This window comes from Runella sp. SP2 (assembly GCF_003711225.1).
Taxonomy (GTDB): domain Bacteria; phylum Bacteroidota; class Bacteroidia; order Cytophagales; family Spirosomataceae; genus Runella.
The window spans coordinates 6,008,842-6,033,355 of sequence record NZ_CP031030.1 but is presented as its reverse complement, the minus strand read 5'-3'; the positions used below and the strand labels follow the sequence as shown (position 1 = coordinate 6,033,355).

Here is a 24,514-nt window from a genome sequence, read left to right as displayed (position 1 = left end):
AAAAGCTTCTTAGTTAATTCTTTTTTAGTTTGCGCCTAATACTCTGAAAGCCAACACAGTGGTGATGAGTGTCATCACCGTTGATGAAATACCAATCACTGATTGTAGTGCTCTTTGAGCCTCTGCAAGGTCTGATTGGGTACGCTGTGGTACGTGGATTTCGGAGCCCGGTTCTACTTTTGGATACACATTGAAGAACAAAAACTTGCGTGTGCGATCAATCGAACCATTAGGATAAATCACGTATGACTTACGTTTGAGCGACATCCGCGTAAAGCCGCCTCCTTGCGAAACATAATCCATAAACGAATTACCATTCCGGTATTTTACGGTGGTTGGGAAAAGAAGCTCTCCTTGCAAACGTACCGTTTCGAGACGCTTAGGAATGTCAATCACGTCACCATCTTGGAGAATGATATCCTCGCGACCTCCAGGGTTACGAAGAATACGGCCCAAATCAATACCAATGGCTTCTTGCTTATCTTTTACAACTCCCTCGTCGTCAAAACGGCCTTTTTTAGCATCGTCCGAGATTTCAGAGACTGCACGGTTGCGTTGTGCGATTTCTTCGTCTGAAAGTGTAATCTTACGCAACAAAGTTGCTCCGTTTACATACGCCTGCGCTGTCAATCCTCCCGCACGTTTGAGCAGATCTGACAGTTTTTCGTCTTTAGATTTAATCCCGTATATACCTGGACTTACGATTTCTCCTTTGAAAGTCACGAATGTCTGGGGCTGGTAGTTTGAAGACGGGCGTACCAATACTTCGTCATACGGTTCAAGCACAAAACGGCTGTCATTACCATCTAGTGTAAGATCACGATTAACGTCAAACAAGAATATATCGGCTACTTGTGCAGTGGCAGACTGTACGTTCACATCACGCTTGCGGCGCACCACTTCGATTTGAGCCGTAGATGCGGATTCTTTAAAACCACCCGAACGAATAATCGCATCTTCTAACGTAAAGTTAGCACTATAAGGGAGATTAACTTCTGGGCCTTGGTTTACTTCTCCAACTACTTTAATGAACGCTCCTTCACGAAGCTCAAACTTAGAAGGAATAATCACTTGATCTTCGCGTTGAAGAATCAAATCTTGGGTTTTGCCGTTAAGCATATCCGCTAGATTCAACGAAATATTTTCTACCGACAAATCTTCCCGTGTACGGATCACATTCACACGCCCCGTAAAAGCTTCACCTGTCAGACCTTCTGCACTCTTAATTAACTGAAGCAAGGTTTTATTTTGATCCAATGAATATTGTCCTGGACGAAACACAGGCCCTGATATAACGACCATGTTTTCAAAACGCGCCAACAACATATCAGCCGTAATCTCGTCTCCGTTTTTAGGAATATATGTACTATATTCTGTTGAACGTACATCCACAATGCGGCGCTCTTTGGCCGTAAGTCCTAATAACTTCAAACGATCCGTATAAGCATTGTCCGTAAAACCACCTGCGTAGTTTAAGACATTACTCATTGTTTCATTTTCAAGTAGCTCATACAAGCCTGGACGTTTTACATTGCCTTTTACTTCTACCCGTTTTTTGTAAACACCCACTTGAATGATGTCATTATCTTGCAAACGAATGTCTGAGTTCAACGTTCCGTTCATCAACAATTCGTATAAATCGAGGGTTGCCACGATTTTGTTCTTACGCACCACCTGAATCTGACGGAACGAGCCCAGTTCATTAGGACCACCCGTAAGATAGAGCGCATTCAAGGCTGTCGAAAGCGACGAAACATTGTAGGTCCCTGGCGTAGTAACTTCACCCAATACCGTTACCCGAATGGTACGAATCCGCCCCAAACGCAATTGAAGAAAAGTACTTGCACTACTTCCTGGGGCTCCAAGATTATTATAATAAGGCGAAAGGCGAGTGATTAATTCTTTTTGTGCCTGCTCAATCGAGCGGCCGCTTAATTGAACTGGGCCAACCGCCTTTACAAAGGCAAATCCATCGGAGTTGACGGGCAGTTCTAGCATCGACTGTGAGTAACCGTAGATGTACGCCATTAACTCATCTCCTGGCCCAATGGTATAGTCACGGGGGGTGGCAATATTATCAGAGGGAGCAAAGGATACATTTGCATTATTAAAAAGCTGGTATCCAAAAATCTTGCGACGCATCTTATTCAACTCTGCCTGACGATACGCTTCTTCTGTATCTTCATTTGACTGAGCATCAGCAGCTGTCGTTTCTTTGTCATTTGCTTTTTCTACCTGATTGATAAGGGCTTTAGGATCAGCGCTTTTCTTTGCATCTGTTCCTTTGTCGGCCGTAGTAGTGGTAGACGACGTTGTCGTGGTAGGAGCTGTTGAGCCTGGCGTTGTAGAGGCAGGGGCTTGACCCTGCGCAGGCGCCGAACTTGAACTTGAGCTACTACTTCCTGTACTAGCAGGAGTTTGGGCGTTTACTAAAGTGGCTGTTAATAAACTAATCGAAAATAGGTGTAAGACTGCGCGTCCTGCGCTAAAATCTTTAAAAAACTTCTTCATGAAATGTGTTTCAGAGAAAAAAGGTAGATTCTGATTAACAATAAATTAACACGATAGACAAGCCAATATTTATACAGAATCAAATTGGCCGACAAAGTAACGTAACTTTTTTAGTTTTTTAAACTTTTTTCTTTTTTACGGCCATTTTCTGGGCTTATTGTATGATTTTTCCGATATTTTCATGGTTTTGTTACTACTTTGTTTTTTTCGTAGAGCTTTAAATAAAAACAAATAAAAAGAACTTTGTTTTACAAAGTAAATACTTTAACCCTTAATATGACAAGCGTTTGGTCAGAAATATTTTGAGATAAGGTTACACTTGTGCTTCAAGACTTAAAATTGTAAGTTTGTAAAATCATACCAAAGGCTATCTACAAGCCTGCTACAAATAATCTTTGAACTATTAATGGCAGAACAAGTAAAGTACGACGAAAGCAGTATTCGTTCGCTCGATTGGAAAGAACATATCCGATTACGTCCTGGAATGTACATTGGCAAGCTCGGCGATGGCTCAGCCGCCGATGATGGCATCTATGTCTTGGTCAAGGAGATTGCTGATAACTCCATTGACGAACATACGATGGGTTTCGGAAAGACGATTGATATAAAAATTTCAGAGCACCGCGTTGAAGTTCGTGACTACGGACGGGGGATTCCGCTTGGAAAAGTGGTGGATTGCGTTTCTAAAATCAATACGGGAGGAAAGTATGATTCGGGTGCTTTTCAAAAATCGGTAGGGCTCAACGGAGTTGGGACAAAGGCTGTCAATGCCCTTTCGTCTTATTTCAAAGTGCAGTCTTTCCGCGAAGGAAAAACCAAATGGGTCGAATTTCGCAAAGGTGAAATTGTAACAGAATCGGGCGAAGAAGATACCAACCAACGCAACGGCACCTTGATGATTTTTGAGCCTGACAATACCATTTTCAAAAATTACCACTACATCCCGCAGTTTTTAGATAACATGATTTGGAACTATTGTTATCTCAACGCTGGCCTCACCATCAACTATAACGGGCAAAAGTTCGTTTCTCAGAACGGTTTGCTCGACTTGCTCCGTAATAAAACCGACGAAGATTCGATTCGCTACCCTATTATCCACCTCAAAGGCTCGGACATTGAGATTGCGATGACGCACGGCAACCAATACGGAGAAGAGTATTACTCGTTCGTAAATGGTCAATATACCACCCAAGGCGGCACTCACTTAATGGCATTTAGGCAATCGCTGGTCGATACCGTCCGCGACCACTTCGGCAAAGACTATGCCGTAGAAGACATTCGGGCATCTATCATAGCCGCCGTTAGCGTTCGGGTACAAGAACCTGTTTTTGAATCCCAAACCAAAACTAAACTAGGCTCAAGCAATATCTCTCCCGATCCCAATAGCCCTACCGTACGGACATTTGTTAACGACTTTCTCAAAGCAAAGCTCGACAATTTCCTTCACATGAATCCAGCGGTTAAGGAAGCATTGAAAAAACGGATTGAGCAATCAGAACGCGAGCGGAAAGAATTAGCGGGTATCAAAAAATTGGCGAACGAACGGGCCAAAAAAGCCAGTTTGCACAACAAAAAACTACGTGATTGCCGCATTCACCTGCCAGACGTAAAATCGGACGACCGTTACGAAACGACCTTGTTTATCACCGAAGGAGACTCGGCGAGTGGTTCGATTACCAAATCGCGTAACGTACAAACCCAAGGGGTCTTCAGCTTACGAGGTAAACCACTGAACTGCTTTGGTTTAACCAAAAAAGTGGTATATGAAAACGAAGAATTCAACCTCCTTCAACACGCTTTAGATATCGAAGAGGGGCTGGAAAATTTACGTTTCAATCGCATTGTGATTGCGACCGATGCTGACGTGGACGGGATGCACATTCGTTTGTTGATGTTGACGTTTTTCTTGCAATTTTTCCCTGATTTAGTCCGAAACGGGCATTTGTACATTTTACAGACGCCACTTTTCCGCGTCCGAAATCCCCGAAATCACAAAGAGACCATTTATTGTTACAGCGAAGAAGAACGCCAAAAGGCACTCAAAAAACTAGGAGGTAACAAAAAGGTAGAAATCACGCGATTCAAAGGGCTTGGGGAAATCTCTCCCGAAGAGTTTGGAAAGTTTATTGGTGAAAACATTCGCCTCGAACCCGTGATTTTGGAAAAAGAAACGACTATCCCCAAATTGTTGACGTATTACATGGGCAAAAACACCCCCGAACGTCAGCGGTTTATCATTGATAATTTGCGGGTCGAAAAAGACGTGGTTGAAGACCCCACCCTCGCTGCTTAGCTTATTTTTCCCTGCGTGCCGTTGCAAACACGGTACGCAGGGAACTTTGATTTTAGCTTCCGTATTGGCGTTTACGATTCCATTGCCACACCAAACCCACGACACCAATCAATACCAAAGGGCCTAGCAAATTTAACAATTGCCACTGCGTACGCTCTTCTTTAAGGCGCAGTTTATCCAACGGTCGCAGCGTTACTTGTTTGTTTCTTGCCGTGATTAACCCTTCAGAATCAGCCAAGTAATCTACCGCGTACAACGCAAAATCACGGTTAGCAAACGTATTTCCTGAAAGGCGATCGTAACCCAAAGGCAAAGGGGCATTGCGTTTGTAATCAATGTCATTCACAATCAAATCACCATCAGATACTACAATCATTTGGGTCAGCTTGCTTTTTCCCAAAAACGATTTTGTACGTGGGTCGTTGGGCAACAAACGATTATTGTACAACGACGAAAACGAGCCTTCCAATAACACCGCAATCGGCTTTTCACCTGCGTTGTACTCACGCGGGTCGGGTTGCTGACGAGCTTCGTTATAACCTACCAACACAGGCGCTTTGCGTAGCTGGGTATAGCGCGAGGTTAGAAGCAGTGGCGTTTTCTTGATACCGTCCACCTGAATGGTATCGATACTGCTGGGAAAACGCGCATAAAGAGCATCCAGATTGCGGACAATCGGGTGTTTTCCAAAGTTATTGATTAAGGGAAAAAAGCGCCATGGCATGGGCTGAATCTGCGGTTTGTCTCCCATGTTACCCACGTTGAGGGGAATCATGGCACAGCTCAAATCTTTGATTAAATTCTGATTGATTCGACACCCGTATTTGAACAACAAATCATCGAGATTGACGTCCAAGGGCTGCGCAAACGTCCCCTCCAAACTTACACTATCAACCCGCGCGCCGTCGGCAAATAGTAGTAGTTTTCCTCCACGCATGACAAACTGGTCGAGGCGGTACTTTTCATCTTCGCTAAAAGGGCTATCAGGTTTGGGAATTACCAACAAGTCACCTTTGTCCCAATTGTCGGGGTTTTGAATATCAAAGTAAAGGTCGTAATTCTGCTGGAGGTTGGCCAAAAAATCTGAAAAACGTGGAGGCGGAACCTTGGTATGACCTACCAAAACCCCGATTCGCTTGCGGTCTTTTTGCGCCAATCGGCGTATCGCCGATGCCAACTCAAACTCTACCCCTTCGTACGATTGATTGAGTTGTTCTTCCGACGTAGCTGACTTATTCCCTTTGAGTAGTTGGACGGGATATTCCTTGCCTTCATATACCAAAACAGCCCCTGGAAACACCAAGCGTTCGGTACGTTTTCCTTCTTCGTTGGCAAACAAATTGGTCGGAATCAAGCCTTTACCAATGAGTTCTTCCTGAAGTTTGGGATCAGTAGGTTCAATAAAACGATAGGCCACATTGCCTCCGCCATAATCAGCAAATGATTCTAGGGTTTCTTGAATGGCGCGTTCCAAACGTTCAAAACCTGCGGGAAAGTCGCCCGTCAGATAAACCTTAATCACCACTTGGTGATCCAAGTTTTGGAGGAGTTTTTTAGTAGCGTCCGAGATAGTGTAACGTTTTTCTTGGGTCAAATCCCAACGAAAAAAAACAAATGCTGCGATGGCATTTATCCCGACTAAAATCCCAATAAAAAGAGCAATGCGTGCAAGGTTCGACTTCATACGTCCCAATTTTCGGCCAAAGATACACCAAAAACGAACAACGAAGCTTTATCGCATTGGCAGGGCGTTTTTTTGTTGTGACAAAATAAAAGTCAGACGATGAAACGGTAGTCAGACTATCGTCTGACTACCCTCCTTCTGAGTATCGCCTACCTCTGTCGTTTGACTATCGACTACTTTTGCCGTCAGACTATCGCCGAACCCGCCGTCTGACTATCGTCTGACGGCGGAAGACGGGTTAATTCTTTAATTTTTTCAATTCTTCAATCAGCAATTCCACTTGCTCAAGCGAAACCGCTGGAAAATTAGCAATGCGAATCTGGCTATCTTTGAAAGGCCCGTAGCCACTTCCAACCACCATATTAGCCTTTTTCACTTCCGCAATTACTTCTGCCGATGACTTGCTGGTATTGGCTACCACAACCGTCCGAGAACGGTGTCTTTCCTCAGCTACGGCTGGGCTAAACACATTGCTTGTTTCTACGTATTTATTAAGAACCTTGTATTTTTCTTCGGTCTGCTTACGAACCACATCCGCTCCGATGGCGTTGAGGTCTTCGGCTATTTTACCTAACAGATAAATGCCTAATACGTTGGGGGTAGCGGGGGTTTCGTAGGTTTTGAAATTTTTCCAAAGCGCAGGAAGGTTATGGTGTGCCCCAATCGTGATGTCATCGTACTTATTCAACCGCTCCGACTTGGTAAGACATTTGTCGTTGGCAATCCATACCCCTAGCCCCGCAGGCAAGCCAAAGGCTTTTTGTACCGAGAAGAAAGCCGTATCAATCACCCCAAAGTCCAATTCGGGATAAGGCGCCGACGAAACCATGTCAACCGCAATCAATTTCTTAGAATTGCTCCGCTTCAATTTATGAATATCAGGTTCGCGCATCTGAACACCCGAACTCGTTTCATTTTGAGTCACACAAATCACCTCGGCGTATTCGGGAACTTCTACTTCGCCATAATCAAACCCCTCACCAAACGGCTTTTCTTGTTTGTGGGCAAATTTCCGCAAGGAAACTCCATACTCGTAGAATTTCTTGGAAAACGAGCCATTGACCAAGTGAAAACTTTCGTGCTCTACGCAATTAAGCAGTATCCGCTCCCACACTTCCGATGCCGACCCCGTAAAGAAAATCGCGTGAGATTCGGGAATGTTCATCAATGCGCGGAGTTGCTCGACCGTGAACTTGTAAATGTCTCTGAATTTCTGGCTTCGGTGCGAAATGGAGCCAAGTTGGTTTTCGACAGCCGTACGTAAATGTTGCTCGAAGGTAGGATACATCTCTGCGGGTCCTGCCGTAAAATACACTTGTTTCATCGGTAAGTAGGTGGTCAAAATGAAAGTAGGCTACAAAAATACGCGAAATTGCTGACTACTTCGGACTATTTTTCTTCTGTTGGCTTTCAAAATACTTGCATAAATGCGTCAAATCGCATTTGTCGCACTGCGGGCTGCGGGCAAGACACACGTAGCGTCCGTGCAAAATGAGCCAATGGTGCGCCACAGGAATCACCGAATCAGGAATGTATTTGATGAGTTCTTTCTCAACGGCCAGCGGCGTTGTGGCGGTTTTGGGAACCAAGCCCAATCGGTGCGATACCCGAAAAACGTGCGTATCAACGGCCATGGCTGGTTGATTATAAATGACGGAAGCAATGACGTTGGCGGTCTTTCGCCCCACGCCTGGCATTTGCTGAAGTTCTTCAATCGAACTGGGCACTTCCCCGCCAAATTTATCTAACAGCATTCGCGCCATTCCTACCAAATGTTTGGCTTTATTATTGGGATACGAAATACTTCGAATGTACTGAAAAACTTCATCAGAGGTGCTATCGGCCAATGCTTGCGGATCTGGATAACGCTCAAACAACGCTGGCGTCACCATGTTTACCCGCTTGTCGGTACATTGTGCCGACATAATAACCGCCACCAACAATTCATAGGGATTGGTGTAGTGCAATTCGGTTTCGGCTTGCGGGAATTTTTGCGAGAAATGTTCGATTAATTGGCGGTAACGTTCTTTCTTTAGCATATCTGAGTGCTTTCGCACGGTTATCCGTTGGTGGTTGTATGTTTCCAAAACAGCCCCCAAAGATACTTTTTTCCCTCAATATGGGTGATGTCGTTCATGGATAAGATTTGGCTATCTTTGTCGAGTTTTATCAGTTCACCTATTCATCAATCGTACATGAGAAAAACCACTATTTCCCTTAAAAACTGGGGTGTTTCGCTAGCTTTGTTACTCGCTACCCTAGCAGGCCCATCACAAGCCCAAAAGAAAACCCTCACCCTCAATGAAATTTATGGCCCACAAGGTTCTGTTTTCACTCCCCGCACAGTTACGGGTGTTAATTGGATGCAAGCAGGAGGGTTTTATACTGCTCAGCAAGCAGGTAAAGTGGTCAAATACAGCATTGCCACGGGTGAAGCCGTCGAAACGTTGTTTGACCAAACGGCCGTGAAGGTCGAAGGCACGAACCAAAGTATTCAGTTTGATAGCTACGAGTTGAGCGCCAACGAACAAAAACTGGTGCTCACCACGGGCATTGAGCGTATCTATCGCCGCTCGTTCAAAGCCGATTTTTACGTGTACGACCTACAAACCAAAAAGCTGGTTCAGCTCTCTAAAAACGGCAAACAAATGCTCGCGACCCTTTCGCCTGATGGCTCGAAAGTAGCATTTGTGCGCGATAACAATCTTTTCATTACCGACCTAACCACCATGACCGAGCGCGCCATTACGACCGATGGACGCCGCAACGAAATCATCAACGGTGCCTGCGATTGGGTCTATGAAGAAGAATTTAGCTTTGCCAAAGCCTTTGAGTGGTCGCCCGATGGTACCAAACTCGCCTATTATCGTTTCGACGAAAGCCGCGTTCCTGAATACAACATGCAAATTTGGGGTGATTTGTATCCCAAAGATTACCGCTATAAATACCCTAAAGCGGGTGAAGCCAACTCCGTAGTCCAGATTTGGGTACACCATTTGGCTACTAACCAAAAAGCCAAAATCGACGTTGGCCCCGAAACCGACCAGTACATTGCCCGCATCAAGTGGACACAAAATGCCAATGTGTTGTCGCTCAAGCGCATGAATCGCCTTCAAAACCGCTTGGATATTTTGCACGCCGATGCCACCACGGGGCAGTCGCAAACCGTGTGGAGTGAAGAAAGTAAAACGTACGTGGATTTGGAGTTTACTGACGACCTTACCTACTTGGCCGACGGCAAATCGTTTATCCAAACTTCAGAGCGAAGCGGATACAAGCACTTGTATTTGTACGACATCAATGGCACGCTGGTCAAACAACTGACTTCGGGCAACTGGGAAGTGACTGATATTGTGGGCATTGACGAGAAAAAACAAGTGATTTATTTTACTTCGTCGATGGTGTCGCCCATGGAGCGCCATTTGTACAGTTTGAGTTTTGCGGCGCCTGTGGCCAAAAAATCAAAAAAAGCCGCGCCAGTGGCTGCGCCTCAACCCGTCAAACTCACCGAAAAAGCGGGCAATAACGCCATCAACATGAGCCCTGATTGTAGCTACTATTTGGTATATAATCAATCGGCACAAGAGCCTCTGACGGTGAGTTTACACCAAAGCACTGCCACACAAGCCGTGCGAGTGCTCGAAAACAACCAAAAACTCCGCGAGCGTTTGGCCGAGTACGACCTTCCCACCCAAAACTTTTTCAAGTTTACCACCACCCAAGGTTCCGAGCTAAATGGTTGGATGATTAAACCGTTGAATTTCGACGCTGCTAAAAAATACCCTGTACTGATGTACGTTTACGGTGGGCCAGGCTCGCAGACCGTCACCGACACCTGGACCAATGCCTTCATCGGCTGGTTTAAAGTGCTGGCAACCAAAGGCTACTTGATTGTGTCGGTGGACGGGCGCGGAACGGGCGCGCGCGGGAACGCTTTCCGTACGTGCACGTACGCCCAACTTGGGAAACTAGAAACGGAAGACCAAATCGAAGGGGCGAAATACTTGGCAACCCTCCCGTACGTGGACGCGAGCCGCATCGGGATTCACGGCCACAGCTACGGTGGCTACATGACCTCGCTTTGCATGACGATTGGGGCCAATTATTTCAAAGCGGGAATTGCGGGCGCACCCGTCACGACTTGGCGCTACTACGATACCATTTATACCGAACGCTACCTCAAACGCCCCCAAGACAACGCTGCGGGCTACGACGACAACTCGCCGATTCAGCACGTGGATAAACTCAAGGGCAAGTTTTTCCTCATTCACGGCACGGGCGACGACAACGTGCATTTCCAGAACTCCGTTGATTTTGTCAACGCCCTCATCAAAGCAGGGAAGCAGTTTGATTCGTTTTATTATCCCAACCGCAACCACGGCATAGGCGGCGGAAATACCCTCATTCACCGCTACCAAATGATGACCGATTGGGTTTTGAAGAATTTGTAAAAACACAATACACCGATAGCGCGTTGATATTAGCTTGCGTTATCGGTGTATTTTATCTTACATATCAACAAGCTTCAAATTTTGTATTTTTCCAGTAGTTCTTTCTTCTAGTCGTTTTATTAAATATACTTATACACTATACCAATAGTATATAAATAGTACTTCTCTTCATTTTTACCTCTCCGTGAAACATTTGATAAAATGCGATTCTGTGTAGATTTCACGGGCTAAAATGTAGGTTTCACGGTTTTTTACCAAAAAACTAATGTTACAATTTGGTTTTTACGTGATTTTCTATTGAAATTCATCATAACAATGTGGTTGATTGTACCTAACCATTAATTGTACTTTTTAAACAAATAGAATAATGCCTACTAGATTCAAATTTCTTTTAATTGGCATAGCCATTGTTTTAGCAGGTTGTTATTTCTTCATCTCAGGAACGGCCGATATACTTGGCAGGGTTCTGCTGAGTATGGGAATATTTATTGAAGTGGGTGCTGTTTTTTATGCTATAGCGCCAAAAAAATGGCTTTCTAAATAGTCCCTTCAAACTCCAATCTCAACGAATCGATTTTTTCTAGTTTGCCAAGCACTTGGTTGAGCATCGTTTTTCGGATTTCGAGTTGAAGGCTACATTCGTTGTCAAATTGCTGGTGTTGGGGCACTAGCTCAAACGCCTTGATGACTTTCATAACATCGTTCATTTGCTCATAAGGATAGACCAAGGTATAAACATCACGCACGTGCAAAGTCACCACCTTTGCTACTTTGAGGGCGTCGTCGGTGGCAACTTTGTAGGCATTGATAAGGCCAGGGACTCCCAGCAGGGTTCCCCCAAAATACCGCACCACTACGACCAATACGTTGGTGAGATCGTGCGCATAAATAGTATTCAAAATCGGTTTTCCCGCCGACCCCGACGGTTCGCCGTCGTCGTTAGCCCTAAATTGGGTACGGTCTAGCCCTAGTCGGTAGGCGTAACAATGATGCACCGCCTTGGGATGTAGTTCGTACAGTTCGTTGAGGTGACTTTTGGCGTCGTCTTCGGTCTTGATGGGGTATGCGTAGGCCAAAAATTTGCTACCTCGGTCGCGAAAAAATCCTTCCGAAGGAGTCTCAATGGTTTTATAACTATCGTCAAATAACATTTCAGAATTATTTCTTTTTAGAAAAAAAACTAATACATTCGTTCCTTTAAAAAACATTCAAAAGTAGGACATTATCTCTAAACCTCGTTTCAGACCGTTTATCACAATAATTTATGAACACTTCCGTAAATAAGTTGTTTTACCTCCAAATCAATCTCTCAAATAGACTTCAAACATCTATGAAACAAGCCAAACTACTCTTTCTTACTGTAGCTTTCGGCTGGGCAACCGCAGCCAATGCCCAAACCGACCTCAAGAAACCGATTCCGATGGATCCCAAAGTTCGCTACGGCAAACTTCCCAACGGTATGACCTATTACATCCGTAAAAACGAAGAACCCAAAAAACGTGCTGAATTGTACCTCATCAACAAAGTGGGGGCGATTCAAGAAGAAGACAAAGAAAACGGACTCGCCCACTTTACCGAGCACATGGCGTTTAACGGTACCAAAAACTTCCCCAAAAACGAGCTAGTAAGCTACCTCCAACGCGCAGGGGTGAAGTTTGGTGATGACCTTAACGCCTTCACAGGTCAAGACCAAACGGTGTATCAGTTGCCAGTCCCTACCGACTCAGCCGATATTTTCAACAAAGCGTTTGTCGTATTGGAAGACTGGGCACACAACATTACGTTTGAAGGTGCTGAAATCGACAAAGAACGCGGCGTTATTTTGGAAGAACTCCGTGGTGGTAAAGGGGCACAACAGCGGATGCGCGACAAGTGGCTTCCTATCTTGGTGGGAGATTCAAAATACGGTAAGCGTAACATCATTGGTACTGAAGATATTTTGAAAAACTTTAGCCATGAGACCATCCGTAACTTCTACAAAACGTGGTATCGTCCCGACTTGCAAGCAATTGCTGCCGTGGGGGATTTTGACATCGACCAAGTAGAAAAAATGATTAAAGGGCGTTTCGGTGCGATTCCAAAGGCTACCAAGCCTCGTCCATTGGGCAAATTCCCCGTAGCTGATTTTAAAGGAACCCGTGTGGCCATCGTAACTGACCCAGAACAACCTTACATGATGGCGCAGATAATCACGAAGTTGCCAAAAGCGGAAGAAAAAACGCTCGGTGATTCTCGCGAAAGCATCAAGCGTAATTTGTTTAACCAAATGCTCCAAGCACGTTTGCAGGAACAAACGCAGCAAGCCAACCCTCCTTTCTTATTTGGGGGTGCGGGTTACGGCGGTTTCATTGGTGATTATGATTCGTTTATCAATATCGCCGTGGCAAAAGATGGCAACCTAGAACGCGCCGTTAAGGCGGTGTTAGACGAAGGCGCTCGCGTGAAGAAATTTGGTTTTACAGCTACGGAATTAGACCGTACAAAAAAGCAATTGCTCACTGCTACCGAAAAACGTTTCAAGGAAAAAGACAAAACCAAGTCAGCTTCTTACGTCAACGAATACATGGGAAATTTTCTTGAAGATTCCCCTATTCCAGGTATTGAATTTCAATTTGAATTTGTGCAAGGACAGCTAGACGGCATCACCATTGCAGAAATCAATGCTCTTGCCAACAAATACTTGATTCCTGATAATCGCACGGTTTTGGTACTTGCTTCTGAAAAAGACAAAGCAAAATTACCAACCGAAGCCACCATTTTGGAATGGATTAATGGTGCAGGCAAAGACGTTACGGCCTATGAAGACAAGGTGGTCAACAAACCACTTATCGAGAACCTTCCTGCTGCTGGTCGTACGGTTTCTACCAAGCAAATCCCAGAAATCGGCGTGACGGAATTGACCTTGAGCAACGGCGTGAAAGTAGTATTGAAGCCTACTGACTTCAAAAACGACGAAATCTTGATTGGCGCTCGCAGCCAAGGCGGTACGTCACTTTACGACGAAAAAGACTATATGAGCGCAGGCATGGCCGATGCGGTGGTAGAAGAAAGTGGAATTGGCGAGTTCAATACGCCTGCGTTGAAAAAATACCTTACGGGTAAAGTTGCCAACGTTAGCCCGTTTGTGGGGGAAAACGAAGAAGGATTTAGCGGAAACTGTAGCCCTAAAGACCTCGAAACAGCTTTACAATTGGTGTATGGATACTTCACTAAACCTCGCAAAGACGACGACATCATCAAAGGTTTCTTGACGTCGCAGCGCTCTGCCATCCAAAACCGCAACGCTTCTCCTGCCCCCGAAGTGGTGTTCCAAGATTCGTTGAGTCGTATTTTGGGCAACAACAACTTCCGCCGTCAGCCTATTTCGGTAGAGCGTTGGGACATGATTAATCCTGACCGCGCGTACCAAATCTACAAAGAGCGTTTTGCTGATGCGTCTGACTTTACGTTCTTCTTCACGGGAAGTTTCAAAGTGGACGAAGTGAAGCCTTTGTTGGAAAAATACTTGGGTGCGCTTCCGTCACAAAACAAAAAAGAAAGCTTCCGCGACTTGGGCATTCGCACTCCATCGGGACGTCTTGACAAGAAAGTCTATAAAGGAATTGAGCAAAAAAGCCAAGCTTCGTTGATTTTCAGCGGTGACTATGTTTACAACGAAGACAACAACTGGCAACTCGACGCCCTCGAAGAAATCTTGAATATCAAGCTTATCGAGGTGATTCGTGAAAAAGAAAGCGGTGTGTACGGTATTGGTGCACGTGCTTCTTACAGCAAAACTCCTGCCCCTCGCTTTTCAGTTCGTATCGGATACGGTACAGGCCCTGAGCGCGTAGAAGAATTGGCGACTAAGACACTGGCTGTTTTGGACGAAATCAAGAAAAACGGCGCAACTCAAGTGGACATTGACAAGTTTAAAGCCGAAACTCGCCGCTCAATGGAGGTTCAGATGAAAGAAAATGGATTCTGGCAAAACCAATTGATTGGAGCGTACAGCATTGGCGAAAACCCTACGGATATTTTGGGTTGGGAAAAACAATTGAACAAAGTAACCGTAGAGAGTACCAAAGCTGCTGCCAACAAGTACCTCAACGACGCCAACTTTATCAAAGTAGTGTTGCTTCCTGAGAAAAAATAACAACGGAGTCCTTCTCTTTTGGGGGCTGTCTGAAAGCAAAGGCTTTTGGGCAGCCCTTATTTTTTGCGACGCTCAAACATAATCTTTGCGAAGGTTTTTTGGGGCTGGGTTTCGTTCAATAAAATGGCTTCTTGCAACACTTCTAAAAACGCTTCCTCCCGCGCCTGAAAGTCTTTCAGGTTCTGAAACGTCATGCCACGAATGATTTTTCGGCCTTTAGACTCCAATACCCCCGCTTCATCTTTGAGTAAAAATCCTTTTACGAAGGCAATCTCAACACCTTTGGTTTTTTGAATTTTGCCAAAATAACAAACGTAATCTAGGCACATAAAAAAGAGGGTATTGTTGTACATAAACCGCTCTCTCATTTTGGGGTGCGCCACCATCACCAACTGCCGAACGTACGACAACAACTGCCGAATTTCGGGGGTTTGACTGGCCAAAAAATCATCAGCATCGGCGTATTCCACCATTTTTGAGTGTCGAGTTTAGGAGGGGAGAGTGTCAAATGGATTCCTTTTAGAGCAGCTTATAGTTTTTGTATTCACCAATATACCAGCCCGTTAGGCGTGCTAACCACATTTTGAGACGGTACTTAAAACGGAGGTTTTTGTGCGAAATATCGTGGCTAAACTGCCAATTTTGGCGCTGAATGCGGGGCAGCATCACGCGCGGATGGCTTCCCGTAAACTTAGCCAACGAGTCAATTTGTGAATAATCAAAACCTTCCGCCGATACATTCACGTGGCCTTCTACGTCTCCGCCGTGCCAATATTGGTGAATGTGCACGTATTTTTCTTGCATCACGCGCGGGTCTTTGACCCAACCGTAGTGGTAAATACGGGCATCTACTAGCTTCACTCGTAGCTTCTCGTTGTTGTTTTTCCGAAATCCTTGGGCATCGCGGTACGAATAAATGCGTTTGTCGTTGCGCACCACCCTGATTTCGTGACGGTACCAGGTGGGCGAATCGCCGATATAGTCGTACGAGCCGTAAAAATGGGTATAGTGAAACAACAGCCCGTCCACGTTTTTGTCGTCCTTCCAGCGTTCCATGGCGGCCTTGATTTTGGGCAAATCATTTTCATGTACCACCTCATCGCCCTGAATGTAAAATGCCCAGTCACTTTGAGCCGAAATCGCCCGAAAGGCTTTGTCCGTTTCTTTGGCATACACTACTCCCCCGTCTTTGAGCGATTCGTCCCATACGGTTTCGATGATACGGATTTTCTGGGGGTCAATCTGCCGCACGAGTTCCAGCGTTTCATCTTCTCCTTTTCCTACAGCCACCACAAACTCATCACAAATGGGTAGAATAGAGGTGATGGCTTCCACAATCGGGAAGTCGAACTTGACGGCATTGCGAATAAAGGTAAAACCCGTAACGTGCATTATTTCGGTCTAATTTTTGGGTCAAATTTACGATTTATCGCCGCTGTTTTGCCCATTCATTGATATAATCTCCCCAGAATTAATCGGCTCTACTGATTAGTCGCCAGTTTGCTCGCTCAGTCGGTTGGCCTACGATTGATTCTTGAGGTACTTTCGACCAATCAGAACAATAGGTATAGTTGTAAACGATAAACGAATGAGAAGACAAGTCAAAATAAACCCTAAAAAACTGTCCTTGACTGGTATAGCGAATGTTATTCTTCCGACACTCTTCTCTTGATTTGAATTCAAGAGGAACTCCTCCCGTCGATACTGGATAGGTCTGATGCTTGCGTTTGTATTCTTCTAATTCAGCAATCAATTCCTCGGCTGCTTGGTAACGCCATTCTGCTCGAATATCTAATGCCTTTTCATCGCCCACCAAGTAGGTAGTCCAAGATACGGCGGGTAGTCCTATCATTAGGAGAGCAAGTTGTAATGCCGTGACTAGATGTTTATTGGGTGCTAGTAAGTACCAAATGGGTACAATGAATAATAGAAGGATTCCCAGAGGAACGGTAAAAAATGATGCAATTCCGCATAATACTAAAATGGGGACAAGCTCAGGGCTAATAATAACCAATACACAGAATGCCACACAGATGCCTGCCCAGATTAAGAATTTTTTTCCGTACTGTTTGGTAAATACGTGCTTTACGAATGTCTTCACTGTTACATTTTGTTTTACTTCATCCATTCAGCAATCCAAATCCCGAAATACGTTCCAATGGCATTTCCTAGCACGCCAATGAGTACTGCAGGAAGCTGTAAATCGGGGCGATGCAGGCTTTTGGCCAAGGCTAACGCCGAACTTGCGCCTCCGATATTGGCCTGAGAAGCAATGCCTAACATGTCCCAATCTTGTTTTAACAACGCACCTATGCCAAAAACAATGCTTCCGTGAATCAACACCAAAACGGTAATAATGCCCAACAAAGTAAACGCCAATTTCCCGTCTTTTACCAGCGCAGGAATGTCGCAATAAGCGCCAATAACTGCCAAAAATAAATAGACGCACAACAACCCTAACATCCGCGAGCCTGCCAACTGATGAATGGCGGGAATTTGGGCCAAACCTAACGCCAAGGTCGTTTGAATCAACACCACAGGGATAGAAGGAATCCACTGGGCGATTTGCTGGGACAGGTAAATGCTCAGAACCCCTAACCCGACCAACAACGCCACGTCTTTGGGGCCTACAGTTTCGTTTTCACTCAATTGTTCGTCCAAATCGGCCGACTTTAGAGTTTCTTGGGCTTTTTTACGCGGATAAAGGCGATTCAAAAATTGGGGGATGGCCAGTGTTCCTACCATCCAAATAGCCGTAATGATATTATCAGCCGCCGTAGTTGCTGCGTATAATGTTCCAGCTTTGGAAACTCCATAATGCAGCGCAACGGCGTTGAAATTGACACTTCCCCCGATGTAAGTCCCCGTAAACATGCCCGCAATGGCATAATGAAGCTCGCCCAAGGAGCGGGGAGCATCAAAAAGTTGTAGGCTTACAATAACGCCTAAAATTGTCCCAATTGACCCCAATAAAAACAACGAAAGCATAACACCTCCCGCTTTTCGGAGGCTGCGCAAGTTGGCTTTGAGCATCAAAAAGAAAATAGATAGGGGCGCTAGGTACGAAAAAATACCATCATAAACGGGCACTTCCTCACTCGACGATGGAATCAGGCCCAGATTGGCGGTGATAGCCGTGGTGATAATCACCAGCAACGCCGCTCCCATTGAGCGCAGGTAAGGGAATTTGGTCAGCCATTCGGCCAGTACCACATTGGCACAGAGCATCGTCAAGATGTAGAGAGAATTCATTACGAGTTAAAGGGTTTTGCTTTCAAATTTTCCGTTTTCAGCAGCTTTTCTTCCGCTTCATTCACCTTCGTAGGTGACATTCGTCATGGATACTTTTGCTTTGTTCCGTGATTTTTACCAAATGTAATCACTACACCTCAGATACTGAAACTTAGAGCCGTATGAAAAAGCTCATTCTTGCCTGTATTTCGTTGTTGTTAGGGTCTCCTCATGGCTTCAGCCAAACGGTCATTTCGACGGTCAACGAAGCCATCGAGCTGGCCAAAAAGCAAAACGCCGACCTTCTGATTTCCCAACAAAATGCCCGCATCCAGTCTTGGAACGTCACCGCTGCCCAGAGTGCGCGTATTCCCCAACTTAAATTTACAACCGCATTGGATTACAACTTTGTGTTGCCTACTCAGCTTATTCCTGCGCAGTTTTTTGGAGGAAAGGAGGGAGAGTTTCGCGGCGTTCAATTTGGGGTTCCGTTTAACCTCACCGCTGGGCTCGAAGCCAGCGCCCCGCTTTGGAATGCAGGATTAAAACAAGATATTCAGCTTGCCCAACAAAACCAAAAACTAACTGATTTACAAACGCTTGTACTCACCGACGACCTCAGCACGCAAGTCGCTCGTTTGTACTTTGCTACGGTGTTTACCCAACAATACCTCGGCCTGCTCCAACGGAACTTAGCCAATGCCGACAGCATCGTGGCGATTGCGCGAGAACGCAAAGACAAAGGACTCATCGACCAGCTCGAATACAACCGCAGCCGAGCCACACGCCTCAGTGTGGAAGATGTGTTAAAGCAAAATGAATTGGCGTATGCCAAAAATCTCAACCAACTGCGGTTGCTGCTCCATACCCAAGACTTGACGTTGGCTCCGTATATTCTTCCTGCTTCATTACCGACAGTCAAAGAAAGCGTAGGAGAAAGTCACCCCAAATTGCAGCTTCGTGCCCAGCAACTCGTGGTAGCCCAAGCCCAACTCAAAAAAGAAAAATTACTCCGCCTGCCCACTTTATCGGCCTTTGCTCGCTACCAAGAACAAGCACAACGTTCTGCGTTTAATTTCCTGAATTTCAACGAAAAATGGTACGGCATCGGCGTCACGGGTCTTCGCTTTGAAGTGCCCATCTATACGGCTCGCCTTCGCGAGAGCGCCATCGGACGCGCGCAGGTGAATGCAGACATCGCCCAACTTCAACTTGACAACGAAAAACGAAAGTTTCAGACCGAAACCGATGAGCTTTTACTCAACTACCGCCAAGCGGTTAGTTCACTGAAAACCAACGAAGAAGCGTATCAATTGAGCCAAGAAAATTTGCAATTGGTGCTTATCAAATACCGAGGCGGAATTTTGAGCTACGACCAGTACCTCAACGTATTTAACGAAGCCTTAAACGCCCAAAACAAGTACCTGCGCACCTTGGCCGATGTGATGATTAACGCAAAATTGCTAGAGTTGAGAAACTAACCACTGCCCCATTAACACCGATTTTTACCATGAAACGCTATATCCCTTCTGCCGTCGCTTTGAGCCTTTCGATGCTTGTTGCGGCCTGTTCTTCCAAATCCGAAACCACCTCTCCCGTCTATAAAGACCTCACCGAAGCCGTGTATGCCTCAGGCAACGTTTTTCCCAAAAATGAGTACAAGGTTGTAGCCAATGCCGACGGCTACCTCCAACAACAACTGGTAACCGAAGGCGATGTGGTAAAAGGAGGGCAATTGTTGTTTTCGCTGGAAAGCCTGTCGCAAGATGCCCGCGCCGAAGCCGCTGCTAATATTTACCGCCAATCTGAAGCCAATTTTTCGGACAGCTCGCCCGTGTTGGCTGAGTTGGAAGTTGCCCTTCGCAATGCCCGCACCAAACTGGAAAACGATTCGGTCAATTATTTTCGGTTCAAAGCCCTCTACGACCAAAACGCCACGGCCAAAGTCGAGGTAGAACGGGCAGAATTGGCCTATCGCACGTCCAAAAATGACGTAGCAGCCCGCCAAAAAACGTGGCAACGTACCAAAAATCAATTGTACGTTGATCTCCAAAATTCCCGCTCCAACTTTCGGGTCAATGCTCGTGAAGGCGACAACTACCGCATCAAGAGCATCGAAGCGGCTCGGGTGTATGAAGTGTATAAAAAAGTAGGAGAACTGGTGCGCCGAGGGGAAGCCGTGGCTTTGTTGGGAAACCCTCAAGACGTTTATCTTCAATTGGCAGTGGACGAAACTGATTTTTCAAAACTCCGCGCCGGGCAAGCCATTGTGGTAAAAATGGATGCCTATGGCGACAAAGTATTTAACGCCCAAATCACGAAGATTTATCCCAAACTCAATAAGGTAGATCAGTCGTTTCGAGTCGATGCTGATTTTGTCGGCGAAGTTCCGCAAGCCTATTATGGCCTGACGGTCGAGGCTAACATTGTGATTTCGAACAATCCCAAAGCCCTGACAATTCCCAAAGCTTATTTAGTAGGCCAAGACAGCGTTTGGGTACGTGCCGACAAAGACAAGCAAAAGATAAAAATCACCAAAGGCGCGGAGAATTTTGAACTTGTAGAAATCAAAAATGGCCTCACCGACAAAAGCGTCATTGTAAAACCATGAACCTCAAGCTCTCTTTCCAAATAGCCCAAACCCACCTTTTGGCAAAAAAACGCCAAACCCTCGTAGCCATGCTCGGCGTGACGTTTGGGATTGCGATGTTTATCGTCATGATTAGTTTTATGCAGGGTGTCAACCAATTTTTGGAAGATTCGGCGCTTGACGCCAGCCCGCACGTTCGGATTTACAACGAAGTCAACACTCAGCGTCCCAGTATTTTAGACCAAAATCGCACCTCCGACAGCAGCGTCAATGTCGTTTATCACCAAAAACCCAAGCAGCAACTTCCTCGCATCAAAAATGGGTTGCAAATGGTGCGACTTATCGAAAAAATGAAAGGCGTCTTAGGCGTCTCACCCGAAGTAAGCTCACAAGCCTTTTTCAACAACGGCCCTATTCAAATTTCGGGTAGCATTGCAGGAATTGATTACCCGCGCGAAAATCGCCTGTATAACCTAGATAGCCGCATCAAATCGGGAAGTTTTCAGTCGCTGTTGACCAACCCCAAAGGCATTGTGGTAGGAGCCAATTTAGCTAAAAAGCTCAACGTCAACGTCGGTGACAAGGTCAGTGTTACGACCCCAACGGGCGGCAACCTTACCCTTCGGGTAGTGGGGATTTTTGGGTTCGGGATTGGCACCATTGACAACATCCGCTGCTACACCAGCATCAGTACCGTGCAGGAGATTTTGGGAAAAGATGCCAGCTACATCACCGACATTCACATCAAAATGACCGACCCACTTTTAGCCCTTGATTTTGCCCAAACCCTTCAAAAACAGTTTGACATCCACACCGAAGACTGGGGCACGGCCAACCAAGCGATTCTGGCTGGGAAGAAGATTCGGAACGTAATGACCTTTGTGATTTCGATGACCTTACTCGTAGTGGCAGGATTTGGGATTTATAACATCATGAACATGAACGTTATCAACAAACTTAAAGACATTGCGATTCTGAAAGCCACAGGATTTGGAAGCAAAGACGTCGTCGCCGTGTTTTTGCTCCAAGCCATTATCATCGGAATTTTGGGGGGATTTTTAGGATTACTCATCGGTTTTGGTATCAGTTATGCCCTTTCGATTACGCCTTTCGAGACGGGCGACATGATTAGCCTCAAAACCTTTCCTGTCCTTTTTGAGGCCCAGTATTACCTCATGGGACTGGCGTTTGGCGTCATTACCACCATTTTAGCAGGTTATTTTCCTTCGCGTAAAGCCGCCAAAATCGACCCCGTGGCGATATTGAGAGGCTAAACTCGACCCTAAAAAAACAACCCTATGAACGTCCTCAGTGCATCCCATATCAACAAATATTTCTTTGAACCTGAAAAATTTCAGGTGTTGCAAGACGTGAATTTTGAAGTAAAAAAAGGCGAGTTTTTATCCATCATCGGCAAGTCGGGTTGTGGAAAGTCCACCCTTTTGTACATCCTTTCGACCATGGACACCGACTATGAAGGATTGCTCGAAGTAAACGGCCAACGCCTTACGGGATTGCCCCAAGACACGCTGGCCGCTTTTCGCAACGAACATTTGGGCTTTGTTTTTCAATTTCACTTTTTGCTGCCCGAGTTTACGGTCTTGCAAAACGTGATGTTGCCCGCGCTGAAATTGGGAAAATATTCCAACAAAGAGATTGAAGAAAGAGCCTACGAAAAATTACGCCTTGTCAACATGGCCGAACACGCCCGCAAACAGTCTTCCAAACTTTCGGGAGGGCAGCAGCAACGGGTGGCCATCGCGCGGGCGCTCATCAACGACCCCACCATCATCATGGGCGACGAACCGACTGGCAACCTCGACAAAGCCAATTCGGGGCTAGTTTTTGACATTTTTCGCCAAATTTCTCACGAAAACGGACAAACCATCATTACCGTCACCCACGACCCTGACTTTGCCAACGGCAGCGACCGCATCATCGAAATGTCGGACGGGCGCATCGTTCGCCATTAGTGCGTCAATAAGTGAATCACGTCTTGGTGTTGGGGAAAAAGCGCCAACAATTGTGCCCGTTCGCCCAACTCAAAATCAGCAAAGTCAAAACCAGGCGCCACCGTACATCCCACCAGCGAATACGCACTTTCAGCCTTGGGTTTAGAGCCAAACCAAGTTCCTGCAGGTACTACCGCCTGAAGTACCTCGCCCGCATCGGGGTTATTGCCTAGTTGGATGATTTCTAGGCGTCCGTCGGGATAAATGACGTACACATCCAGCGGACCTCCTGCGTAAAAATGCCACATTTCGTCGGCCTGAATGCGGTGTAATGTCGAAAAATGGTGGTTTTCGAGCAAAAAATAAATGCCTGTACTGAAACTTCGGTCGCCCCCAAAACGGGCAGGCAACGCGCTTTGCGGAATCACTTCCGCTGAACGGTACGTTTCAGCAAAGTAACCACCTTCGGGATGCGACAACATGTTGTATTTTTCAACCCAATAATTCGCTGGTTTCATTGATGTAAGTTTGTAGTGTCTTATTTGACCAATTGATGTATTCTACGTAATTCGGAATGATAACGCGGGGCTTCTTCCCACGCAGGGTCATGGCCCGACTTTTCAAACAAAATAAACTCTTTTTTGGGTGCTTTTAGCCCATCGTGGTACTCTTTTGCCAAAGGTGTTGGATTGATGTAGTCAAACTTACCCGCAATAAAAAACACAGGCACCTTTACCTCAGGGACTTGTTTTCGCAAATCGTAATTGTTGTACTCTGGGTCGTTGACGATGTGTTCATTGGCAAAATTAGCTCCCGTTAGATAGGTTTCCTTTTCTTTTGGGGTATATTCCTCTGATTCTTGAAAATTGGCATAAAGTTTTTCAATCGTAAAGCCTTCATAAATCTTTCGGTTTAATTCCAAAAGGATGTACTTCTGCAAAGAAAACGCTTCCGCAAAAGGATACATAGTTCTAAAATCACCTCCTTTGGGTTCACCAATAAACTCCAATTGCTGTACCAATGAATCGATTTTAAACTCTTTTGCTTTGGCCAAGGTATAACGATACGACTGCAATTCGCCGTCGGCTGCCGCAACCTGCTGACCCGTACTGACAAAAGCCGAAAAATGGTGGGGGTATTTTTGAATGGCCAACATCCCCAACTGCGAGCCCCACGAATGCCCCACTAGAAATATTTTATCAATTTTTAGCTTGTTTTTCAAATAGTTAGCCAATACGTTTACGTCTTCTATGTACTTTGAAACTTTGATTTCAGCGGCAGGAAAATTTTCGGTATATGATTTCCCCACATTGCGTTGATCCCAGTAAACTACCGTAAAGTCTTGCTCCAACTCTTTGTTAAATTTTCTCATTCCGCCAATTTCTGAAACCCCTGGCCCTCCGTGTAAGTGTAACAAAACGGGATTTTGGGGATTGGCGCCCCGAATCATCACAAACTGTTTGGTGCCGTTGATGTCCAAATACGATGATTCAGCAATGGGCTGAACAACCGTTGGTTTGTCGTCTTCACAAGACGATAAATGGAAGAGGGCAATCATTAAAAACGCTTTTTTCATGGCCGATAATAGATAAAGTGAATGTTTAAATGAACGATGCAAAGCTATTGTCCCCTCCAACAGTATCCATTGACTTTGGTTAAGAAAGCAA

The 24,514-nt window shown here is 45.6% G+C and carries 19 protein-coding genes; 8 read left to right on the top strand and 11 right to left on the bottom strand.

The genetic code is table 11. The features are described 5' to 3' along the window. Positions 1-24: 24 nt before the first annotated feature. On the bottom strand, positions 25-2,511 hold the full coding sequence (locus DTQ70_RS24315; RefSeq protein ID WP_122933197.1) for an SLBB domain-containing protein: 2,487 nt from the start codon (positions 2,509-2,511) through the stop codon (positions 25-27). A 406-nt stretch (positions 2,512-2,917) separates the two neighbouring features. Here DTQ70_RS24315 and DTQ70_RS24310 point away from each other — a divergent pair, with 406 nt between their 5' ends. Continuing rightward, positions 2,918-4,804, top strand: a complete 1,887-nt coding sequence (locus tag DTQ70_RS24310; protein WP_122933196.1) for a DNA topoisomerase IV subunit B — start codon at positions 2,918-2,920, stop codon at positions 4,802-4,804. Positions 4,805-4,856: 52 nt separating this feature from the next. Here the strand turns inward: DTQ70_RS24310 and gldG are convergent, their stop codons facing one another. The 3 genes from gldG to nth form a co-directional block, all read right to left on the bottom strand. Next, positions 4,857-6,488 (bottom strand): gliding motility-associated ABC transporter substrate-binding protein GldG, encoded by a 1,632-nt coding sequence (gene gldG, locus DTQ70_RS24305; RefSeq protein ID WP_122933195.1) that lies wholly within the window; start codon positions 6,486-6,488, stop codon positions 4,857-4,859. 238 nt (positions 6,489-6,726) lie between these two features. Next, positions 6,727-7,812 carry an aminotransferase class V-fold PLP-dependent enzyme gene (locus tag DTQ70_RS24300; RefSeq protein WP_122933194.1) on the bottom strand — a complete coding sequence of 362 codons (1,086 nt, stop codon included), beginning with the start codon at positions 7,810-7,812 and terminating at the stop codon, positions 6,727-6,729. A gap of 55 nt (positions 7,813-7,867) precedes the next feature. Next, a complete protein-coding gene (gene nth, locus DTQ70_RS24295) occupies positions 7,868-8,527 on the bottom strand; it encodes an endonuclease III (RefSeq protein ID WP_122934545.1) in 660 nt (219 codons plus the stop codon). A gap of 156 nt (positions 8,528-8,683) precedes the next feature. Between nth and DTQ70_RS24290 the strand changes: the two genes are divergently transcribed. Together DTQ70_RS24290 and DTQ70_RS30870 are read left to right on the top strand one after the other, a co-directional pair. Further along, positions 8,684-10,939, top strand: a complete 2,256-nt coding sequence (locus DTQ70_RS24290; RefSeq protein ID WP_122934544.1) for a S9 family peptidase — start codon at positions 8,684-8,686, stop codon at positions 10,937-10,939. A gap of 367 nt (positions 10,940-11,306) precedes the next feature. Then, on the top strand, positions 11,307-11,483 hold the full coding sequence (locus DTQ70_RS30870; protein ID WP_164490191.1) for a hypothetical protein: 177 nt from the start codon (positions 11,307-11,309) through the stop codon (positions 11,481-11,483). Here the strand turns inward: DTQ70_RS30870 and DTQ70_RS24285 are convergent. Further along, positions 11,476-12,090: a YigZ family protein gene (locus tag DTQ70_RS24285; RefSeq protein WP_122934543.1), complete on the bottom strand. Its 615-nt coding sequence runs from the start codon at positions 12,088-12,090 to the stop codon at positions 11,476-11,478. The two genes, DTQ70_RS30870 and DTQ70_RS24285, sit on opposite strands and share 8 nt — an antisense overlap. A gap of 179 nt (positions 12,091-12,269) precedes the next feature. On the opposite strand from DTQ70_RS24285, the gene DTQ70_RS24280 reads away from it, so the two are divergent. Continuing rightward, positions 12,270-15,074 (top strand): pitrilysin family protein, encoded by a 2,805-nt coding sequence (locus DTQ70_RS24280; RefSeq protein ID WP_122933193.1) that lies wholly within the window; start codon positions 12,270-12,272, stop codon positions 15,072-15,074. 56 nt (positions 15,075-15,130) lie between these two features. Here DTQ70_RS24280 and DTQ70_RS24275 read toward each other — a convergent pair whose 3' ends face one another. The 4 genes from DTQ70_RS24275 to DTQ70_RS24260 form a co-directional block, all read right to left on the bottom strand. Next, positions 15,131-15,547, bottom strand: a complete 417-nt coding sequence (locus DTQ70_RS24275; RefSeq protein WP_122933192.1) for a DUF1801 domain-containing protein — start codon at positions 15,545-15,547, stop codon at positions 15,131-15,133. 46 nt (positions 15,548-15,593) lie between these two features. Continuing rightward, the gene (locus DTQ70_RS24270; RefSeq protein ID WP_122933191.1) at positions 15,594-16,466 is read right to left on the bottom strand and encodes a glycosyltransferase family 2 protein; all 873 of its coding nucleotides are present in this window, start codon (positions 16,464-16,466) and stop codon (positions 15,594-15,596) included. A 79-nt stretch (positions 16,467-16,545) separates the two neighbouring features. After that, entirely contained in the window at positions 16,546-17,175 is a 630-nt protein-coding gene (locus DTQ70_RS24265; protein ID WP_164490190.1) for a hypothetical protein, read from the bottom strand. Positions 17,176-17,189: 14 nt separating this feature from the next. Then, positions 17,190-18,326: a DUF819 domain-containing protein gene (locus DTQ70_RS24260; RefSeq protein WP_122933189.1), complete on the bottom strand. Its 1,137-nt coding sequence runs from the start codon at positions 18,324-18,326 to the stop codon at positions 17,190-17,192. Between the two features lie 161 nt (positions 18,327-18,487). Between DTQ70_RS24260 and DTQ70_RS24255 the strand changes: the two genes are divergently transcribed. The 4 genes from DTQ70_RS24255 to DTQ70_RS24240 are packed head-to-tail and all read left to right on the top strand — an operon-like array spanning position 18,488 to position 22,868. Beyond that, on the top strand, positions 18,488-19,786 hold the full coding sequence (locus DTQ70_RS24255; protein WP_122933188.1) for a TolC family protein: 1,299 nt from the start codon (positions 18,488-18,490) through the stop codon (positions 19,784-19,786). A 29-nt stretch (positions 19,787-19,815) separates the two neighbouring features. After that, positions 19,816-20,916 (top strand): efflux RND transporter periplasmic adaptor subunit, encoded by a 1,101-nt coding sequence (locus tag DTQ70_RS24250; RefSeq protein ID WP_122933187.1) that lies wholly within the window; start codon positions 19,816-19,818, stop codon positions 20,914-20,916. Further along, complete coding sequence (locus DTQ70_RS24245; RefSeq protein ID WP_122933186.1) at positions 20,913-22,169, top strand: ABC transporter permease; 1,257 nt, start codon at positions 20,913-20,915, stop codon at positions 22,167-22,169. The genes DTQ70_RS24250 and DTQ70_RS24245 overlap by 4 nt, the downstream gene beginning before the upstream one ends. A gap of 24 nt (positions 22,170-22,193) precedes the next feature. Next, complete coding sequence (locus DTQ70_RS24240) at positions 22,194-22,868, top strand: ABC transporter ATP-binding protein (RefSeq protein WP_122933185.1); 675 nt, start codon at positions 22,194-22,196, stop codon at positions 22,866-22,868. On the opposite strand, the gene DTQ70_RS24235 is transcribed toward DTQ70_RS24240, so the two are convergent. Continuing rightward, positions 22,865-23,365 carry a cupin domain-containing protein gene (locus tag DTQ70_RS24235; protein ID WP_122933184.1) on the bottom strand — a complete coding sequence of 167 codons (501 nt, stop codon included), beginning with the start codon at positions 23,363-23,365 and terminating at the stop codon, positions 22,865-22,867. The two genes, DTQ70_RS24240 and DTQ70_RS24235, sit on opposite strands and share 4 nt — an antisense overlap. A gap of 20 nt (positions 23,366-23,385) precedes the next feature. Beyond that, a complete protein-coding gene (locus DTQ70_RS24230; protein ID WP_164490189.1) occupies positions 23,386-24,423 on the bottom strand; it encodes an alpha/beta fold hydrolase in 1,038 nt (345 codons plus the stop codon). Between the last annotated feature and the right edge of the window lie 91 nt (positions 24,424-24,514).

Bases quoted from the DNA above. Each gene is read 5' to 3' on its own strand.
- DTQ70_RS24260 (WP_122933189.1), bottom strand. From the start codon at position 18,326: ATGAATTCTCTCTACATCTTGACGATGCTCTGTGCCAATGTGGTACTG.
- DTQ70_RS24280 (WP_122933193.1), top strand. From the start codon at position 12,270: ATGAAACAAGCCAAACTACTCTTTCTTACTGTAGCTTTCGGCTGGGCA.
- DTQ70_RS24240 (WP_122933185.1), top strand. From the start codon at position 22,194: ATGAACGTCCTCAGTGCATCCCATATCAACAAATATTTCTTTGAACCT.
- DTQ70_RS24250 (WP_122933187.1), top strand. From the start codon at position 19,816: ATGAAACGCTATATCCCTTCTGCCGTCGCTTTGAGCCTTTCGATGCTT.
- DTQ70_RS24285 (WP_122934543.1), bottom strand. From the start codon at position 12,090: ATGTTATTTGACGATAGTTATAAAACCATTGAGACTCCTTCGGAAGGA.
- DTQ70_RS24290 (WP_122934544.1), top strand. From the start codon at position 8,684: ATGAGAAAAACCACTATTTCCCTTAAAAACTGGGGTGTTTCGCTAGCT.
- DTQ70_RS30870 (WP_164490191.1), top strand. From the start codon at position 11,307: ATGCCTACTAGATTCAAATTTCTTTTAATTGGCATAGCCATTGTTTTA.
- DTQ70_RS24255 (WP_122933188.1), top strand. From the start codon at position 18,488: ATGAAAAAGCTCATTCTTGCCTGTATTTCGTTGTTGTTAGGGTCTCCT.
- DTQ70_RS24245 (WP_122933186.1), top strand. From the start codon at position 20,913: ATGAACCTCAAGCTCTCTTTCCAAATAGCCCAAACCCACCTTTTGGCA.
- nth (WP_122934545.1), bottom strand. From the start codon at position 8,527: ATGCTAAAGAAAGAACGTTACCGCCAATTAATCGAACATTTCTCGCAA.
- DTQ70_RS24230 (WP_164490189.1), bottom strand. From the start codon at position 24,423: ATGAAAAAAGCGTTTTTAATGATTGCCCTCTTCCATTTATCGTCTTGT.
- DTQ70_RS24310 (WP_122933196.1), top strand. From the start codon at position 2,918: ATGGCAGAACAAGTAAAGTACGACGAAAGCAGTATTCGTTCGCTCGAT.
- DTQ70_RS24315 (WP_122933197.1), bottom strand. From the start codon at position 2,511: ATGAAGAAGTTTTTTAAAGATTTTAGCGCAGGACGCGCAGTCTTACAC.
- gldG (WP_122933195.1), bottom strand. From the start codon at position 6,488: ATGAAGTCGAACCTTGCACGCATTGCTCTTTTTATTGGGATTTTAGTC.
- DTQ70_RS24275 (WP_122933192.1), bottom strand. From the start codon at position 15,547: ATGGTGGAATACGCCGATGCTGATGATTTTTTGGCCAGTCAAACCCCC.
- DTQ70_RS24235 (WP_122933184.1), bottom strand. From the start codon at position 23,365: ATGAAACCAGCGAATTATTGGGTTGAAAAATACAACATGTTGTCGCAT.
- DTQ70_RS24300 (WP_122933194.1), bottom strand. From the start codon at position 7,812: ATGAAACAAGTGTATTTTACGGCAGGACCCGCAGAGATGTATCCTACC.
- DTQ70_RS24270 (WP_122933191.1), bottom strand. From the start codon at position 16,466: ATGCACGTTACGGGTTTTACCTTTATTCGCAATGCCGTCAAGTTCGAC.